Origin of the sequence: Halorubrum sp. AD140, from assembly GCF_034497445.1 — an archaeon.
Lineage (GTDB): Archaea > Halobacteriota > Halobacteria > Halobacteriales > Haloferacaceae > Halorubrum.
On record NZ_JAXRUU010000017.1, the window covers coordinates 26,953 to 43,441 of the forward strand.

General features: G+C 71.2%; 15 protein-coding genes and 1 tRNA gene. 3 read left to right on the top strand and 13 right to left on the bottom strand.

What is annotated here, in order from left to right; genetic code table 11:
* The first annotated feature begins 18 nt into the window (after positions 1-18).
* Together U4E84_RS06410 and U4E84_RS06415 are read left to right on the top strand one after the other, a co-directional pair.
* Positions 19-1,065, top strand: a complete 1,047-nt coding sequence (locus tag U4E84_RS06410; RefSeq protein ID WP_322531266.1) for a hypothetical protein — start codon at positions 19-21, stop codon at positions 1,063-1,065.
* A 111-nt stretch (positions 1,066-1,176) separates the two neighbouring features.
* On the top strand, positions 1,177-2,346 hold the full coding sequence (locus U4E84_RS06415; protein ID WP_322531267.1) for a hypothetical protein: 1,170 nt from the start codon (positions 1,177-1,179) through the stop codon (positions 2,344-2,346).
* A 76-nt stretch (positions 2,347-2,422) separates the two neighbouring features.
* On the opposite strand, the gene U4E84_RS06420 is transcribed toward U4E84_RS06415, so the two are convergent.
* The 9 genes from U4E84_RS06420 to U4E84_RS06460 form a co-directional block, all read right to left on the bottom strand.
* On the bottom strand, positions 2,423-2,554 hold the full coding sequence (locus U4E84_RS06420; protein WP_322531268.1) for a rubrerythrin-like domain-containing protein: 132 nt from the start codon (positions 2,552-2,554) through the stop codon (positions 2,423-2,425).
* Positions 2,555-2,777: 223 nt separating this feature from the next.
* Positions 2,778-2,850: transfer RNA gene (locus U4E84_RS06425), tRNA-Thr, on the bottom strand.
* 592 nt (positions 2,851-3,442) lie between these two features.
* Positions 3,443-3,832, bottom strand: coding sequence for a peptide ABC transporter ATP-binding protein (locus U4E84_RS06430; RefSeq protein WP_322531269.1), 390 nt, complete (start codon positions 3,830-3,832; stop codon positions 3,443-3,445).
* Entirely contained in the window at positions 3,819-4,040 is a 222-nt protein-coding gene (locus tag U4E84_RS06435; protein ID WP_322531270.1) for a hypothetical protein, read from the bottom strand. The genes U4E84_RS06430 and U4E84_RS06435 overlap by 14 nt, the downstream gene beginning before the upstream one ends.
* 113 nt (positions 4,041-4,153) lie before the next feature.
* Entirely contained in the window at positions 4,154-5,143 is a 990-nt protein-coding gene (locus tag U4E84_RS06440) for a class I SAM-dependent methyltransferase family protein (protein ID WP_322531271.1), read from the bottom strand.
* A 127-nt stretch (positions 5,144-5,270) separates the two neighbouring features.
* Positions 5,271-6,773, bottom strand: coding sequence for an MATE family efflux transporter (locus U4E84_RS06445; RefSeq protein ID WP_322531272.1), 1,503 nt, complete (start codon positions 6,771-6,773; stop codon positions 5,271-5,273).
* Between the two features lie 107 nt (positions 6,774-6,880).
* Positions 6,881-7,312, bottom strand: coding sequence for an EamA family transporter (locus U4E84_RS06450; protein ID WP_322531273.1), 432 nt, complete (start codon positions 7,310-7,312; stop codon positions 6,881-6,883).
* 30 nt (positions 7,313-7,342) lie between these two features.
* Complete coding sequence (locus U4E84_RS06455; protein WP_322531274.1) at positions 7,343-9,106, bottom strand: histidine kinase N-terminal 7TM domain-containing protein; 1,764 nt, start codon at positions 9,104-9,106, stop codon at positions 7,343-7,345.
* A gap of 84 nt (positions 9,107-9,190) precedes the next feature.
* Positions 9,191-10,246 (bottom strand): UbiA family prenyltransferase, encoded by a 1,056-nt coding sequence (locus U4E84_RS06460; protein ID WP_322531275.1) that lies wholly within the window; start codon positions 10,244-10,246, stop codon positions 9,191-9,193.
* A gap of 197 nt (positions 10,247-10,443) precedes the next feature.
* On the opposite strand from U4E84_RS06460, the gene U4E84_RS06465 reads away from it, so the two are divergent.
* Complete coding sequence (locus U4E84_RS06465; protein WP_322531276.1) at positions 10,444-11,211, top strand: VOC family protein; 768 nt, start codon at positions 10,444-10,446, stop codon at positions 11,209-11,211.
* A 31-nt stretch (positions 11,212-11,242) separates the two neighbouring features.
* On the opposite strand, the gene U4E84_RS06470 is transcribed toward U4E84_RS06465, so the two are convergent.
* The 4 genes from U4E84_RS06470 to U4E84_RS06485 form a co-directional block, all read right to left on the bottom strand.
* Entirely contained in the window at positions 11,243-13,966 is a 2,724-nt protein-coding gene (locus tag U4E84_RS06470; RefSeq protein ID WP_322531277.1) for a PAS domain S-box protein, read from the bottom strand.
* 138 nt (positions 13,967-14,104) lie between these two features.
* Positions 14,105-14,503, bottom strand: coding sequence for an OB-fold domain-containing protein (locus U4E84_RS06475; protein WP_322531278.1), 399 nt, complete (start codon positions 14,501-14,503; stop codon positions 14,105-14,107).
* Positions 14,500-15,645 carry a beta-ketoacyl synthase N-terminal-like domain-containing protein gene (locus U4E84_RS06480; RefSeq protein ID WP_322531279.1) on the bottom strand — a complete coding sequence of 382 codons (1,146 nt, stop codon included), beginning with the start codon at positions 15,643-15,645 and terminating at the stop codon, positions 14,500-14,502. The genes U4E84_RS06475 and U4E84_RS06480 overlap by 4 nt, the downstream gene beginning before the upstream one ends.
* A gap of 84 nt (positions 15,646-15,729) precedes the next feature.
* Complete coding sequence (locus tag U4E84_RS06485) at positions 15,730-16,482, bottom strand: proteasome assembly chaperone family protein (RefSeq protein WP_322531280.1); 753 nt, start codon at positions 16,480-16,482, stop codon at positions 15,730-15,732.
* Positions 16,483-16,489 lie beyond the last annotated feature (7 nt).

Consider the following 16,489-nt stretch of genomic DNA (forward strand, 5'->3'; position numbering starts at 1 on the left):
GGCGCGTACCGTCCGGTAATGAATCGAAAGATCGCGCTCGTCGCCGTCGCGGTCGTGTTGGTCGGCGTCGCCGGAATCGCCGCGGCCGGCCCCGTCGGGACGGTCGCCGCCCAGGACGACCCGGTGACGACGAACGAGACGAACGAGACGGAGGACGGAAACGCGTCGGCCGACATCAGCCCCGGCGAACGCTTCGGCGGCGTGGTCGGTGTCCAGAGCGCGGAGGTGGAGAGCGAGGTCGACTCCAGGGCGTTCGAGGTCGGGCTCAATCGCAGCGAGACGGACGAAGAGCGCGCCGACCTGGTCGCCGAGCGGCTGAACCGGACCGAACAGCGCCTCGCCGAGATCGAGCGGCGGCAACAGGAGCTCGAGGAGCGGCGCGAGGCCGGCGACCTGAGCCAGGGCGCGTTCGCCGCCAGGATGGCGGAGACGACCGCCCGGGCCGAGGGGCTCGAACGCGACACCAACCGGAGCGCGGACGTCGCCCGCGGGCTCCCCGCTGAAGTCAGGACGGAGCGCGGCCTCGACGAGGAGCGGCTCGACGAGGTCCGCGGTCGAGCGAGCGACCTGAGCGGCCCGGAGGTCGCGGCGCTCGCCCGCGGCGTCGCCGGAAACGGCGTCGGCGGGCCGCTCGCCGGTGACCGTCGCGGACCGCCGACCGACGCTGGACCCGCCGCCGACGAGCGTCCGGGCGGAGGTGACGCCGGCGGCGGTGGAAACGCTGCGGATTCGGCGGAGAACGCGAGCGACCGCGGCGGAGGGACCGACGGCGGTGCCGGGGCGAACGCGAGCGACGGTGGCGACGACGCCGACGGCGGTGCTGGAGCGAACGCGAGCGACGGTGGCGACGATGCCGACGGCGGTGGCGGCGGTGCGGACGACATCGAGACGGGCTCGGAGACGGGCACGTCAGCAGGCGGTGACGGAGGCGACCGTCCGAACGACGGCGACTCCAGGCCCGGCGCGGACGCCGTGCACCTCGACGAGCGCGCCGACCGCCTCTCCGAATCGGTGACGGCCGGGAGCGAATTCCTCTGGCGGCTCGTCGCCGGTGTCGGTGCGTAGACTGAGGGTGCGGCGGCCGCGGGGCCGCGGCGGCACCGATCGGACGGCTCGGACGCGACCGCGGCTGGTGAGATGAGAAGCGATTTACCCGAGCCGCGAAACAACCCGTCTGTGCAGCGAAGGGTGCTCCTTCTGGCGCTGGTCGCCGTCGTCGTCGCCAGCGTCGGGCTCGCGTCGGTCGGGACCGCCGCCGAGGGCTCGGGAGTACCGGACGGCGGCCTCGAACAGATGGACGTCGACCCCGACGACGTGCTCATCGAGGCGACCGTCGACGAGGAGGGAGACGCGGTCTGGGAGATCCAGTACCGCGTCCGCCTCGCGACCGACGACGAGGAGCAGGCCTTCGAGGAGCTCCGCGACGACGTCGAGGCGGACCCGGACGCGTACACGAACCGGTTCGGCGATCGGATGACGGCGACGGCTGACACGGCCGAGAACGCGACCGGCCGCGAGATGAACGTCACGAACACCACGGTGACCGCGGAGCGGCGCGAGCTTCCGCAGTCCTACGGCGTGCTCACCTACCGGTTCGAGTGGAGCAACTTCGCCGCCGTCGACGGCGACCGGCTCGTCGTCGGCGACGCGATCGACGGGCTGTTCCTCGACGAGGACACGTCGCTCATCCTCGCGTGGAGCGACGGGTACCGGCTCGGGGACGCGTCGCCGTCGCCGTCGGAGTCGCGTGATGGAGCCGTCGTCTGGGACGGACCGATCGAGTTCACGGAGGGAGAACCGCGCGTGACGGTCGAACCGGAGGGACGCGCTTTCGGACCGATCCTGCTCGTCGCCGTCGGACTCCTCGTGGCGGTCGTCGCCGCGGTCGGCTACCGTCGGCGGGGCGGAGCCCTCGTCGGCGGCGCGGCGGACGAGCCCGCGACCGGATCGGAGGATGTGGCGGATGCGGCGGATGCGGCCGGCGCGCCCGGCGCGGCCGAGGGAGAGGGTTCGGACGACGACGCGTCCGACGGCACCCGGACCGGGGACGGCGAGGGCGACGCCGACGGGGGCGCCGGAGCGCCGCCGCTCGACGACGACCTCCTGAGCAACGAAGAGCAGGTGCTCCGGCTCATCGAGGAGAACGGCGGGCGGATGAAACAGAAGCGGGTCGCCGACGAGCTCGACTGGACCGCCGCCAAGACGAGCCAGGTCGTGACGGGGCTCCGCGACGAGGGCGACCTCGACGGCTTCCGACTCGGCCGCGAGAACGTGCTGTCGCTGCCCGAGTACGACGCGGGGCCGGGCGGAGCGACCGACGACGAGAGGGACGAAACGGCCGAGTGAGCGACAGCGAGGTCCGGTGTACGCCGCTCTCCGGTAGTGCCCCGGACCGACGGGCCACTGCGGGCTCGTGCGGGTTTCAGAGGTCTCGCGACCGGCCGAGGTGCCGAAGCTCGCCGCCGCACTCACACGTGCCGCCGGTGTCCGTCCGCGCGCCGCAATCGAAACATTCGTACAGTTCTTCACCTTTCGCCTCGGATTCTGGTCGCATATTGCCCCATTTCGTCGCGAGTGTGTTAGCTACGGCCCTATTATTCTTTATAGAATATGATTTCGATCGAATTTGGGTTGTTCACACGATCGAATTTGGATTCCAGGAAGAGCGAGCCGATCGGGTTGTTCTCTACGATTTTCGGACGGGTCTGGCTGGAGAAACGTCGAGGACGGCTGTTGAACGCGTCGGGCGCTGCGGCTCCACTCTGTTCCGTCAGAAGAGCCGGAGGAGGGATTTGAACCCTCGACCTATTCCTTACGAAGGAATCGCTCTGCCAGCTGAGCTACTCCGGCGCGCGTCTTATCATTCCCGAACGGAAAAATAAGGGTTCCGAAACGGTGACGGAGCGGGGTCGAGCTCACACGGCGAGGGTTCCGGCACTCCCATGGGTCCCGCCCGATCCCACGTCGTCGTTCGTCTCGGAATGACTCCGAGAACGTGCGTATCACGGTGGTAATTGGCCAATAACTCAAACAATATAAGGAAAAAGCATTTATACGCGTTCGACCTTCCATCGAATCGTGACAGCACCGATCGTGTGCCGCGATGGCGGGGATCGACTCCCTCGGCGGTGCGTGCCCGGTCGGAGCCCGTACCGGGCGTCGGCAGTCCCGCCGGTCGCACCCCCCACGGCGACCCGGCGTTGCAGTCACCCCTGTGAGCGGTCGACCACGGCCGTCGTGTGACCTACGTCTCCGACGTGTCAAGCGCGAAATCGCCTCTGTCCCCGACGGTCCACGGCCGTGGCCTCTTGTCATGTGACGGGCCCGTGCCGTCCCGACCCGTCGGCGTTCCCGGGCGGGACGGCGGTCACGCTGTCCGACTGCGTGCTCGAACCCTTCTTGACGTCGCCATCGCCAGCCGCCAGAAGTGCGAGCGTCGCCGTCAGTCGGTGCGCCGTCGCACCGCGTTCGCGGCCGCGGAGAGTCCGCTCTTCCCCGCACCGAGCGCGCCGGCGAGTCGGATCTCCGCCGGCGCGACACCGAGCTCGCGGGAGACGAGTCCGGGGCGCGCGTCGGCGCCGACCACGACGACGGTCCGTCCCCGAACCCGTATCTCGGCGGTGAGGTCCGTCGCAGTCAGCAGCATCGCCGGCCCGCGTGCGACCCTGCCGCTTGGCAGGCGTCGAGCGACGCGGTAGGCGTCACGGACGGACGGCACCTCCACGAACAGGCGATCGCCGGTGGAACGGACGTCGAGCGCAGTGCCGTCGACGCTGAGCCTCAGGTCCTCCGTGACGACCGAGAGCGGGGCCCTCCCGTCAGTCCCGTTCACGGGTCGTGACCCGTACGGTACCGTCGAGCCCCCAGTGGGCGTGTTCGACGTCGTCGCCGGTGCCGCTCGGGACGTCGACGTTCATGTCCTCGAACTCGTACACGATCTCCGCGTTGCGGCCGGTCAGCCGGTCGTAGAGGCCGATAGCGAGTTCGGGCCACGTCGTCGTTTCGTCGATTCGCTCCTCGGGATCTGCTGAGTCACTCATGCGTGGTGGTACGTCCCGCAGGGGTATAAATCGTTACCTAGTTGAAACGATTGGCGGCGGAACACGGGTGGAACGTCGCGTTCGAGCGCCGCGTTGAGCGGGCCCGCTCGCGCTCAGATCCGCGTCAGCCTGACGTCCAGACAAACGTTGTACTCGTGGGGCGCGTACGACCGGACGACGCGCTCGGTCTCGACCGCGACCTCGTACTCGTCGCCGGCGGCCGCGCGGATCGCCCGCCTCCCGGGGCCGAACGGGTCGTCCTCGTGCTGGATGTCGTAGTAGTGGACCACGCAGTCGTCGCCGGCCAGCGCGACCGCCGTGTCGAGGAACGCGTCGGCGGAGTGCGGGAGGTTCATCACGAGGCGGTCGGCCGCCTCGGCGTACTCCTCGGTGATCTCCCGCACGTCGCCCGCGATCGCGGTCACGCGGTCGGCGACGCCGTTTCGGACTGCGTTCTCGCGGAGGTACTCGACGGCGCGCTCGTTGAGGTCGCAGGCGACGACGTCGGCGCCGCGGGACGCCATCGGGACCGCGTAGGGGCCGACGCCGGCGAACATGTCGATCGCGGCCTCGCCGGAGTCGACCTGCTCGACCACGCGGTGGCGCTCGGTCGCGAGCCGCGGCGAGAAGTACACCTCGGCGACGTCGAGCAGGAACTCGTGGCCGTACTCGCGGTGGACCGTCTCGGTGCCGTTCCCCGCCAGCACGTCCCACCGCCGGACGCGGAGTTCGCCCTCGATCGGCGACGCGCGGTTCAACACCGTCTCGCAGGGGAGATCGGAGGCCATCACCGCGTCGGCGATCTCGCGGGCGCGCCCCTCGTCGTCCTCGTCGACGATGACGATGTCGCCGAGCCGCTCCAGCGAGGGCTCGTATCCGAGGATCTCGGCCGGCGTCCGCGGGCGGTCGCGCTCGGCGGCGTCGCGCTCGACGACCGCTGCGTCGAGGTCGGCGGGAACCGCCGCGGGGTCCGTCACCGGGATGTAGATCGTGTCGCCGTCGACCGCGATCTGGTGGTCGCCGTCGAGGACGCCGGCCTCGGCGAGCCGCTCGCGGACGGCCTCGCCGCGCTCGCGCTCGACGGCGACGCAGGGAACGCTCATTGTCGCGAGGAGGCGGAGCGAGCCATAAACGCTGACGCTTTCGGTCGTCCGGGTGCGGACGGGGTCGAGTGCGCTCGCGGCGGCGCACCTCCGGCGTCTGCGGCCGGTGCGCTCGCGGCGTTCCACCTCAGTCGTCCGCCGGCGCCTTCGGGCGGTACGCCTCGCTTATCCCCTTCCACTTGCCGGAGCGGAACCGCCAGTAGTTGATCGCGGCGGGGATCGTCGTCTCCGCGAGGAACGCCATGTACAGCCCCCACAGCCCGATCGCGGGGAGCGCGATCTCCGGGATCGTGACCCCGGTCAGCGGCACGTCGATCGCGGGCGTCGCGTCGTTGGCGCCGACGTACGCAAGCGGGATCGACACGCAGAACATCCCGAGGAACTGGCTCGCGAAGGGGACCTTCGTGTCGCCGGCCGCGTCGAGGGGGCCGGCCGCCCCGCCCGAGACGCCCTGGAACACGACGGCGACGCAGGCGGCGTACACGAGGTTCACGGCGATGGGGACCTCCGGGCTCTCCGGGCCCTCCGCGAACAACACCACGATGTCGGTCGCGAAGACGGCGATCAGCGCGGCGGAGACGAGGTACGTCGCCACGGAGAAGCGGATGATGTCGCGGGCGTACGCCTCCGCCTCGCCGGGGTCCTCGCCCCCGAGCGCCTGACCGACGAGGCTGGAGGAGGCGAGCCCGAAGCCCCAGCCGGGCGTGTTCATGATCCCCCAGATCCGCCGCGCGATGACGAACGCCGCGACGGTGTTCTCGCCGAACACGTCGAGGATGGCGAGCATCGGGAACTCCGCGACCGTCCACACGAGGTTGCGCGCGCCGACCGGGAGCCCGATCTCGACGAGGTCGCGGAGCATTTTCGGGTTCAGATACGAACCGAACGGGTCGATCGTTATCGGGAACGCGCCGAGTCCGGGGAGGTGACCCCGGACGAGACCGCCCGCGAACGCGGCCGTGACGATGACGTTCGAGAGGACGGTCCCGACGGCGGCGCCCTCGACGCCCCAGCCCAGCCCGAAGATGAACAGGGCGCTGAGAACGATGTTCGCGAGCGCGCCGCCCGCCCGAACCTGCATCGCGGTGTACGCGTCGTCGCAGCCGACGAGCACCCGGCTACCGACGAGGTTGAGCGACGCGAACGGGACGCCGAGCCCGACCACGCGGAGGTACGACGCCCCGAGCTCTATCGCGCGCTCGTTGCCGCTCAGCACGTCGATGAAGGCCGTCGAGTACGTCCAGAAGACGGCCGACACCGGGATCGTGACGACCACGACGAGGAGGACGCTCGCCCTGACCGCGTCGCCGAGTTCGGCGTACGCCTCGGCGCCGTATCGCTGGGACACCAACGCGATGGTGCCGCCGGCGACGCCCCCGCCGATCGCGAACGCGAGCCCCCAGTACGGGCCGGCGAAGCCGACGCCGGCGACAGCGCTGGTGCCGACGGCGACCCCGACCAGCGCCACGTCGACGGCGTTTTTCGACATCCGGGCGATGCCCGTGACGATGCGCGGCCACGCCAGGTCCGTCGTCCGGACCACCCGGTGGCGGTCGATCAGCCCCGCCCTCGCGAGGGCGAAGCCGATGTAGAGGATGAGCGCTCGGAAGGGGTTCGGGAGGCGGGCCACTGCGGGTACGACCCTTTCCCGGTCGGTGCTAAAGGGATTTCGTCACGCGGCGGGCGTTTCCGGATCGGGGGCGGCGTCGGACGCGCCGACGCGCGCGGAGGCCGCTCTCAGGCGCCCGAGACGAGGTACACGGACGCGGCGGCGAGGACGATCCCGAGCGCCTTGCGCGCGGTGAACGACTCGCCCAGAAAGAGGAAGCCGATCACCGACGAGAAGACGAGGAACATCGCGAAGATGGGCGTCACGACGCTCACCGGTCCCAGCGCGAGCGAGCGGTACAGCGCCAGGATGCCGATCCCGAGGAACACCCCGGCGGCGAGCACGTGGAGGATCTTCGGCGACCCGAGGTGCGAGGCGAACCCCTGATCCGTGTACGCGAGCACGCCGACGGCCATGAGGATGAGGAGCGTGTTGGAGACCACGACGGCGACGTCGCTCGGGACCGCGTCCGGCCCCGTGGTCGCGACCCGCATCAGGGGGGAGACGAGCGCGTACGCGCCCATCGCGAGGAGGGCGTAGGGGAGATAGGTGGCGTCCATGCACGTCGATCGAACGGGGCGAACTAGTGCCTACCGACCCGCGTCGACGCCTCCCCTCCCGTCCTCGTCGGCCGTGGAATCGACCGTGCCGCCGTCGACGTCGGGATCGGAGACCGGCGCCGCGTCTCCCGTCGGCACGCGGACTGTGACGGCCGTCCCGCGCGGGTCGCGCGCCGCGAAGGAGACCGTCCCGCCCACCTGGTCGACACCCCACTTGACGATCCACAGTCCGATACCGCTCCCGTGCTCCAGCGGGGTTTCCGTCCCCCGCTCCAGCGCCTCGTACTCCGCGGGGTCTATCCCCGGCCCGTCGTCGGCCACGACGAGGTCGACCCAGCCGTCCTCGGACGTGGCGCCGATCCACACGGACGGCTCCTCGGCGTCGTTGTGTCGCACGGCGTTCGAACAGAGGTCGGCCGCGACGACGCGCAGGACCGCGGGCACGCTCGCGGCGGGCAGGTCGTCGGCGACCGACACCCGCGCGTGGGGGAACTCCCCGCGGAGGTCGGCGGCGACCTCGTCGACGACCTCGCCGAGCGGCACGTCCGCGTGCAGCTCCGATGACGGGTCGAACAGCTCGCTCGCCGTGCGGGTGCGCTCGCTGAGTTCGAGGATACGCGAGGCGCTCTCCTTGACGATCGACAGGGCTCGCTCGTCGCTCGGGTCCGCCTGCAGCCGGTCGGCGTAGCCGTGGATGAGGTTCGTCTCGGTGCGAACGTCGTGGCGGAACACTCGGTTGAGCACGTTCAGGCGCTGTTGCTGGCCGAGGTACTCGCCCACGTCGTGGAAGACGACGACTCGCCCGTTCGGCCGGCCGTGGGCGTCGCTCACCTCCCTGACGGTCGCCTCGTAGGGACGCCGCCCGTCCGATCCCACGATCGTGAGCGGAGACGGATCGCCCTCCTCGTCCGCGATCGCCTCGTACCGCGGAACGACGCGGTCGGCCGGCTCGCCGACCGCGCTCCGACGGTCGATCCCGAACGTGTCGACGGCGCTCTGGTTCAGGTCGACGACGTACCCCTCGGTCCCCACGACGAACGCCGGGTCGTGGAGGTGTTCGAACACGAGCTGGCGCGCGCGTCGCCTCGGGGCGGGCGCGAGGGTGAGCAGCCGGAACCGCGACAGCGCGAGGAGATAGGCGACGCCGGAGACCGCGAACGCCAGCGGGGTCGGGTCGAGCCCGGGGACCGGGATCGCCCCCGCGAGGTGGAGGAGGCTGCTGACCCACGGGGCCGCGGTGCCCACCAGCAGCGCCGCGCTCTGCCCCCGGAACGGGTACGCCTCGTCGCGGACGAGCTGGAGGATCGGGACGGACCCGACCACGCCGAGCAGGTAGGTGTAGCCGGCGATGGCGTAGTACCACGGACCCGGGGTGACGCGGAGGAACGACCCGACCTCGGTGTCGGCGACCGCGCGGTCGCCGACGACGAGCCCGCCCGGATCGCCGGTCGCGACGACGGCGACCGTCAGCGCGGGGACGACGAACAGCGCCGCCACGCTCCCCGGCGTCACGTACCGGTCTCTCCCGGTGTACGCGAGCGCGAACAGCACCCACGCGACGGGGATCAGCACGACGCCGACCCACTGCACGTCGTACCACAGCGCCTTCGCTGCGAGCGTCGACGCCTCCAGCTCGAAGACGAGGAACGCCGTCCACCAGACCTGCCCGACGAGGAGCGCCGTCAGCCATCCCGCACCGGCCTCCGGTCGCTCGCGCCATGCGAGGATCGCCGCGGACGTGCCGGTCACGACCGCGGCGAGCAGCGCGACCGAAAGCGGGCTCAGGCCGATCACGGTTTATTCCACAGGGAGGAAGTATAAATCATTTTGTTCTATCGATTCGACAGCGGCGGATCGCCGCGAACGGAAGTGGGGGCGTCAGCCCGCCAGCCACCCCGCGACGATCATGCCGACGACGAGGTAGCTGCAGTCGGGGGCGATCCCGAGCACCGACGCGTCGTCGACCCGGCCGGCGAGTGCGGTGACGCCGAGCGAGACCGCGATGCCGGCGCCGAGCGCGGCGACGAGCGGCCACGCGAGCAGGCCGGCGACGGCGGCCGCTGCCAGCACCACCGACGTGAGGAGGTCCACGCCGTACAGCACCCGGCGCGTCCGGTCGACGCCGAGGACGAGCGGGAGCGTCGCCACGCCGACCGCCGCGTCGGCGTCGACGTCCCGGACGTTCGGAAGCTCGACGTCGACGAACGACCTGAGAAAGAAGTACGCGAAGACGACGGCGACCCGACCGGCCTCCGCGTCCGCGAGCGCGCCCGCGTCTGCGACCGTCCCCGCGTCCGCGAACGCCCCGCCGTCGGCACCGGCGAACGCCAGCGGGAGCGCGGTGACCGCGATCGCCCACGCCAGCGCCACGACGGCCGAGTTGAGGACGACCACGTCTTTCAGCCGCGGGATCCGGCGCCACAGGACGTCGGTCCGTCCGTTCGAGGCGACGGCGCTCGCGAGGCGGCCGGCGTTCGGCAGCCAGTTCGAGGCGTACAGCACCCAGAACGCCCCCGGGAGGAGGGTGACGCCCAGCGCGAGCGGACCGCCGACGATCGACAGCGCGACCGCGATCCCGTACGCGAGGGCGGCGGCGATCATCAGCTGGTCGGCGTACCGGTGCGCGATCGCCGCCCGCTCCGGCATCGAGTGTGCGTCCGCGCCCGCGTCGGCGACGTGATCGACGGCGTACACCGCGAAGGCGACGAGCGCGACGACGGCCGGCGCCGGCGTGAGCGGCAGCCCGAGCAGCACGGTCGCGATCGCGACCTCGACGGCGGCGATCGCGGCCACGAAGGGGGGACCCGACGCGAACGCGACGAGCGGGCGGATCCGCCGGGCGATCCTCCCGGTCGCGGCGTCGGGTAGTTCGGAACGATGCGTCGCGTGCGTGCCGTCGGCGTGACTCGACGGCGTGTCTGAGGCTCCTGCCATTGGTTCGTGGCGGCCGCCGTCGACGACGCCCGCCACGCGCCCGTTCGTCGCGAGTCTTATCTAACACCACGGCCGAAGCTAAAACGAACGAGCGAGGCGTGTTGGTTTAGATCGAAATTGTGCGGATCCGCTGTCGCGACCCAGGGCCGACGGTCCCCTTCAGTACGCTTTTGGGGCGAGCGACCGATAGCTCGGGTATGGACGGAACCTTCGACCACGTGATGATCCGCGTCGAGGACCTCGACGAGAGCCTCGACTGGTACCGGACGCACCTCAACTACGAGGAGAAGGGCCGCTGGGAGGCCGACACGTTCACGAACGTCTACCTCGGTCCCGGGGAGATGCACGAGGACGGTGCGATGCTGGAGCTCACCCACAACCACGGCGACCACACCTACGAGCTGGGCGACGCGTGGGGTCACATCGCGGTGCGCGTCCCGGAGGACGCGCTCCAGGAGTCGTACGACCGGCTCAGGGAGGAGGGCGTCGAGGACTACCGGGACCCCGAGTCCTGTGGGAACCGCTACGCGTTCGTGAAGGACCCCGACGGCCACGAGATCGAGATCGTCAAGCGCGACTACGGCGAGACGTGGAGCATCGACCACACCATGATCCGCGTCGAGGACGCCGACGAGGCGCTCGGCTACTGGACCCGGAAGTTCGAGTACGCGGAGGCCCGCGGTCGCTGGGAGGCCGACACCTTCTCGAACTACTTCATGGCCCCCGAGGACGCTTCGAAGGAGGCGATGAAACTCGAACTCACCTACAACTACGACGGTCGCGAGTACACGATGGGCGACGCGTGGGGCCACCTCTGCGTCCGCGTCGACGACCTCGACGAGGCGTGGGAGGACCTGATGGTCCGAGAGGCGCCGGACTACCGCGACCCCGACTCCTGTGACCACAACTACGCGTTCACGAAAGACCAGGACGGCCACGAGATAGAGCTGCTCGTCCGCGAGTAGCCCACCGTCGCGGCCACTTCGTTTCTCGCGCTCAGTCGACGACCTCGACGCCGGTCACCTCGAACCGGGCGCCGCCGGTCTCATCGTGCTCGGTGACCGCCACCTCCCACCCGTGAGCGGTCGCCACCTGCTCGACGATCCGGAGCCCGAAGCCCGTCCCCGTTCGGGTGGTGGAGTAGCCCGCGTCGAAGACGGCGTCCCGCTCGTCGGGCGGGATGCCGGGGCCGTCGTCGGCGACGAAGAATCCGGCCGCGTCGTCGAGAGCACCGACCGTGACCGCCACGTCGTCTCCGCCGTGTTCGACCGCGTTGCGCACCAGATTCTCGAGCAGCTGCTGGAGGCGGCTCTCGTCGGCCCGCAGCGTCAGGTCACGTTCGACGGTCAGCGTGGCGTCGGCGGTGTCGACGTTCCTCCAGCAGGACTCGGCGACCGACCGGAGTCCCACGGGCGTCGTCTCGCTCACGCGCTCCCCCTCGCGGGCGAGCGTGAGCAGGTCGGCGATCAGCGTGTCCATCCGCTCGTGCGCGCTCGCGGCGGAGTCGAGGTGTGGCGAGTCGAACTCCTCGCGGGCCAGGTCCACGCGTCCCTGCGCCACGTTGAGGGGGTTGCGGAGGTCGTGTGAAACGACGCTGGCGAACTCCTCGAGTCGGTCGTTCTGTCGCTCCAGCTCCGCGCTCCGCTCGTGGAGCCGTCTGGTGCGCGTCTCGGCCTGCAGCGCCGTCTCCGCCGCCGTCGCGAGTATCTTCGCGAGGAACTCGTCGGTGCCGTCGAACACGTCCGGGTCGGTCTCGCCGATCGCCATCGTCCCGTACCCGCCGATCGGGAGGATCATCAGGCTTCGTAGCCCGGTGCCGGAGTCCAGCGCACCCGCGACCTCGATGTCGTCGTACAGCCGCGGCTCCCCCGACTCGAACGTCGCCCAGTTGAGGCTGCCGTCGTCCGGAGTGAACACCCCGCGGGGCGGGAGGATGTCGTCGGCGATGTCGGACACCGCGACGGGGACGAGCCCCCCGGCCTCCTCGTCGTACAGCCTGACGGTCGCCACGGAGAACCCGAGCACCTCCTCGGCGGCCTCGATCACGCGGTCGGCTATCTCCTCGCGCGAGTCGGCACGGATCAGGCTCCGCGTGGCGTCGTGGAGCCGCTCCAAACGGGTCTCGCGGGCGACGCGGTCGAGGGCGGCCTCCAGGTGGTTCGCGAGGATCTCCGCGATGAGGACGTCGGTGTCGGTGAACGCCCCGGCCGTCGACGCGGAGACGATGAAGAGTCCGTAGTCGCCGATCGGATGGAGCACGAGGCTCTCGGCGGGCGTGGGCTCGTCGAGCCGGCCGGAGGTCGAGAGCTCGTCGATCGCCACCGGCTCGTCCCCTCGATACGCCTCCCACGCCAGCGCGGCGCGCGACCCCGGCGGCGCGTCCCGGTCGTAGGAGGGCTGCTCGTCGAAGTACGCGGGCACCGACTCGGCGAGCGCGACCGGCTCCAGCGCGTCTCCCGCGTCGTTCAGCAGGTGGACCCCGCTCAGCTCGGCCCCGACGATCTCGGCCGCGGCGTCGACCGCGAGCTGCGTCGTCTCCTCGACCGTCCGCGTGTAGTTGAGGTCGCGGGTCCACTCGCGGAGCCGCGCCAGCTTCCGCTCGCGGCGCTTCCGGTCCGACACGTCCCGCGTGTTGACCACGTACTCGCCGACGCCGCCGTCTTCGAGCCGGTTGCTTCCGACCGACTCGACCCACAGGTACTCGCCGTCGGCCCGCTCGATGCGGAACTCGACGGTCGGATCCTCCGTCTCGCCGACGAGCGACTCCCGAAACTGCTCGCGGACCCGCTCGCGGTCGTCGGGGTGGACGTACGAGAACGCGTCCTCGCCGAGCAGCTCGGCCGGCTCGTGTCCGAGTAGCCACTCGATCGACGGGCTCACGTACTGGAACCGTCCGTCCGCGTCGAGCGCGGAGACGATGTCGTTCGAGTGCTCGACGAAGGCCCGGTGTCGCTCGCGCTCCGTCACGTCCCGGATGATCCCGACGAACCGGTGCTCGCCGTCCTCCTCGAACTCACCGAACGAGATCGACAGCGGGACCTCGCGGCCGTCGCGGTGCTGGCCGGGGAACTCGACGGCCGACCAGTCCGTCGTTGGGTCGCCGCCGGAGAGGTATCGGTCGACGGCCCCGTGGTGTCCGTCGACCTTCCGCTCCGGCATCAGCGTCGACAGCGGCTCGCCCTCCAGCTCCTCCGGCGCGTAGCCGAACAGCCGCTCGACGGCCGGGTTCGCGAACCGGATCGTGCCCTCGACGTCGATCGTGACGATCGCGTCCATCGAGTGGTCGGTGATCGCCCGCAGGTGCGTCTGGGTCCGCTCGGCCTCGCGCTCCGCCCGCCGCTTCTCGACCGCGTCGACGACTCGGTTGGCGAGGATCTCGTACTGCTCGGTGCCGCCGGCCTTCTGGAGGTAGTCGGTCACGCCCGCCGAGATCGCCTCGCTGGCGACCGACTCCGACCCCTTCCCCGTGTACAGGATGAACGGGAGGTCCGGGTCGCGCTCGCGGACGCTCTCGAGGAACTCGATCCCGTTCGGTCCGGGCATGTCGTGGTCCGAGACCACGCAGTCGACGTCGTTCTTCGCGAGCCGCGTCAGCCCCGCCGTTGCGTTCGGCGCGGTCTCGACCGCGATCCGGTCGTCTTCCCGTTCGAGGAACGACGCCGTCAGCTCCGCGAGGTCGGGATCGTCGTCGACGTGGAGGACGCGGATCCCGTCGTTCATTACAGCCGTGTACTGGTGACGACGGTATAACGATTTGGACGCCGGACCACCCCCGGAGACGGGGAGAGCGCGCGACCGCGATCGGCCGCCGTCCCGACCCGCGATCGCCGTCCGACGGCGTCCGTCCGGCTCCCGGCCCTACTCGTCGTCGAGGGGGCGGAAAACGACGAGCCGCTCGCCGTCCGTGACCCGCTCCTCGACGCCGGGGCGCACCGACAGCCCGACCGCGACGGCGCCCGCGTCCGGCTCGACGCCCCGCAGGACGCCCGTGACCCGAACCGGCCCGCAGTCGACGACCGCGGTCACGTAGGGGGCGTCGTCCGCGAACCGCGGCGCGGGCACGTGGACGACGCTGAACGTCTCGACGGTCCCCGTCTCCCGAAGCGGTTCCCGCGAGAGGTCGGCGGACCCGCACTCCGGGCACACCCGTCGCGGCGGGAGCGACCCGTGACCCTCCGGACAGACGAGGGCGTACCCCGCGCCGTTCGCCAGCGCGTCGAGCCACTCGCCGTAGGCGGCGTCGGTGACGGCGGTCATTCGGCCACCTCCAGCACGTGGACGACCGCGCTGGCGACGGTCCCGCCCGCGTTGTGCGCGACGCCGACGCTCGCGTCGGGGACGTGCTCGCTGTTCGGGTGGTCGCCGCGGAGCAGCCGCGTCAGCTCCGCGATCTGCGACCCGCCGGTCGCGCCGACCGGGTGTCCCTTCGCCTTCAGGCCGCCGGAGAGGTTCACCGGGAGGTCGCCGTCGGCGGTCGTGACCCCCTCGCGGGCGGCCCCGATCCCCTCGCCGACCTCGAAGAGGCCGAGCGACTCCGTGGCGAGCACCTCGGCGATGGTGAAGCAGTCGTGCACCTCCGCGACGTCGACGTCGTCGGGCCCCACCCCGGCGGCCGCGTAGGCCGCCGGCGTGCACGCGAGGTGCTCGCGGTCGGAAAGCGCCATCCGGTCTGTCCCTTGGCCGGTCCCCGTCACCGCGACGGGCGCGTCCACATCGTGTTCGGCGGCGTACGACTCGGAGACGATCACCAGCGCGCTCGCGCCGTCGGTGAACGGACAGGAGTCGTAGAGGTGGAGCGGCTCCGCGATCGGCGGCGCGTCCAGCGCCTCGTCGACGGACACCTCCCGGCGGTACTGCGCGTACTCGTTCGGCACCGCGTTCTCGTGGTTCTTCGAGGCGACGTGGGCGAGGTCCCGGCGGCTCCCGCCGTAGGCGTCGAAGTAGGCGGTCGCCATCAGCGCGTACGCGCCCGGGAACGTCACCCCCGACCGGACCTCGAAGAGGTCGTCGGCGGCGATGGCGAGCCCCTCGGTGGCGTCGGGAGTCGGCAGGTTCGTCATGCGCTCCATCCCCCCGGCGAGGGCCACGTCGGCGTCGCCCGCCGCCACGGTCCGGACCGCCTCGCGGACCGCGACGCCCGCGGAGGCGCACGCCGACTCGTAGCGCGTCGCGGGGCAGCGCACGCCCGCGGCCTCGGCCATCAGCGGGGCCTGGTGGCCCTGGTGCTCGGCGATCGCGCCCATGAAGTTTCCGTAGTTCAGTTCCTCGACGTCCTCGCGGGGGACGCCGGCGTCCGCGAACGCGCGCTCCGCGGCCGCCGCGAAGAGGTCGCGTCCCGCCCTGTCCGGGTGGCTCCCGAAGCGCGTGAGTCCGACCCCGGCGACGCGTACGTCTGTCATACACGAACGATGACCGGGGTCCGGTTTATCGTTGCCGGAAGGGGTGGCGCTCGCGGGCCACCTGCCGACCGGCGCCCGGAACGACTAGCCGATGTACCGCAGGTCGTCGTCCGGCACGGCGGGGCCGTCCTGCATCTCGCGGATCTTGCCGACGACCTCCTCCATCTCCTCGGCGCGGTCCTCTAAGCTCTCGTAGCCGACCGTGAAGTCGAGCGCCTCCGCCAGCACCTCCAGCACCGCGCGGGCGCTCTTCGGGTCGACCAGGTAGCCGCTCGTCTCGCCCATGAGACAGGCGGCGTCGAGGCCGCGGCGCCCGCCGAGCCCGAGCACGAGCCCCGAGACGCCGACGATGCCGCCGGCCGGCTCGTCGGGGCGGAACTCCACGCCGGCCTCCTCCAGTTCCGCGACGAGGTCGCGGTCGGACACCGCGCCGAGGACGGTGTACTCCTCGACGAGCTCGCCGGTGGGCACGCCGCCGAGCGCGTACGCCCGCGCGGCGCCGAACGACTCGGCCACGTCGAGGAACGTCGAGGTGAGCCGGTAGTGGCCGGCGTTCGAGCCGGCCTGGTGGTCGCCGGTCAACACGAGCAGGTCGGCGCCGTCGGTCTCGACCGCGTGGAACTCGGCGCACGTGAGCTCGGCGACACCGTCGCCGTCGACGCTGACCTGCGGCGGGAACTCCGTGGCGTACACGCGTCGGACCAGCTCGCTGTCGCACTCCTCCAGCAGGTGCTCGGCCGCGAGCTTCCCCACGTGGCCGACGCCGGGGAGCCCCTCGACCAGCACCGGGTCGTCGAGCGCCGGCGTCGCGACCGCGTCGATCTCGATGTCGTCCATGTCGGAT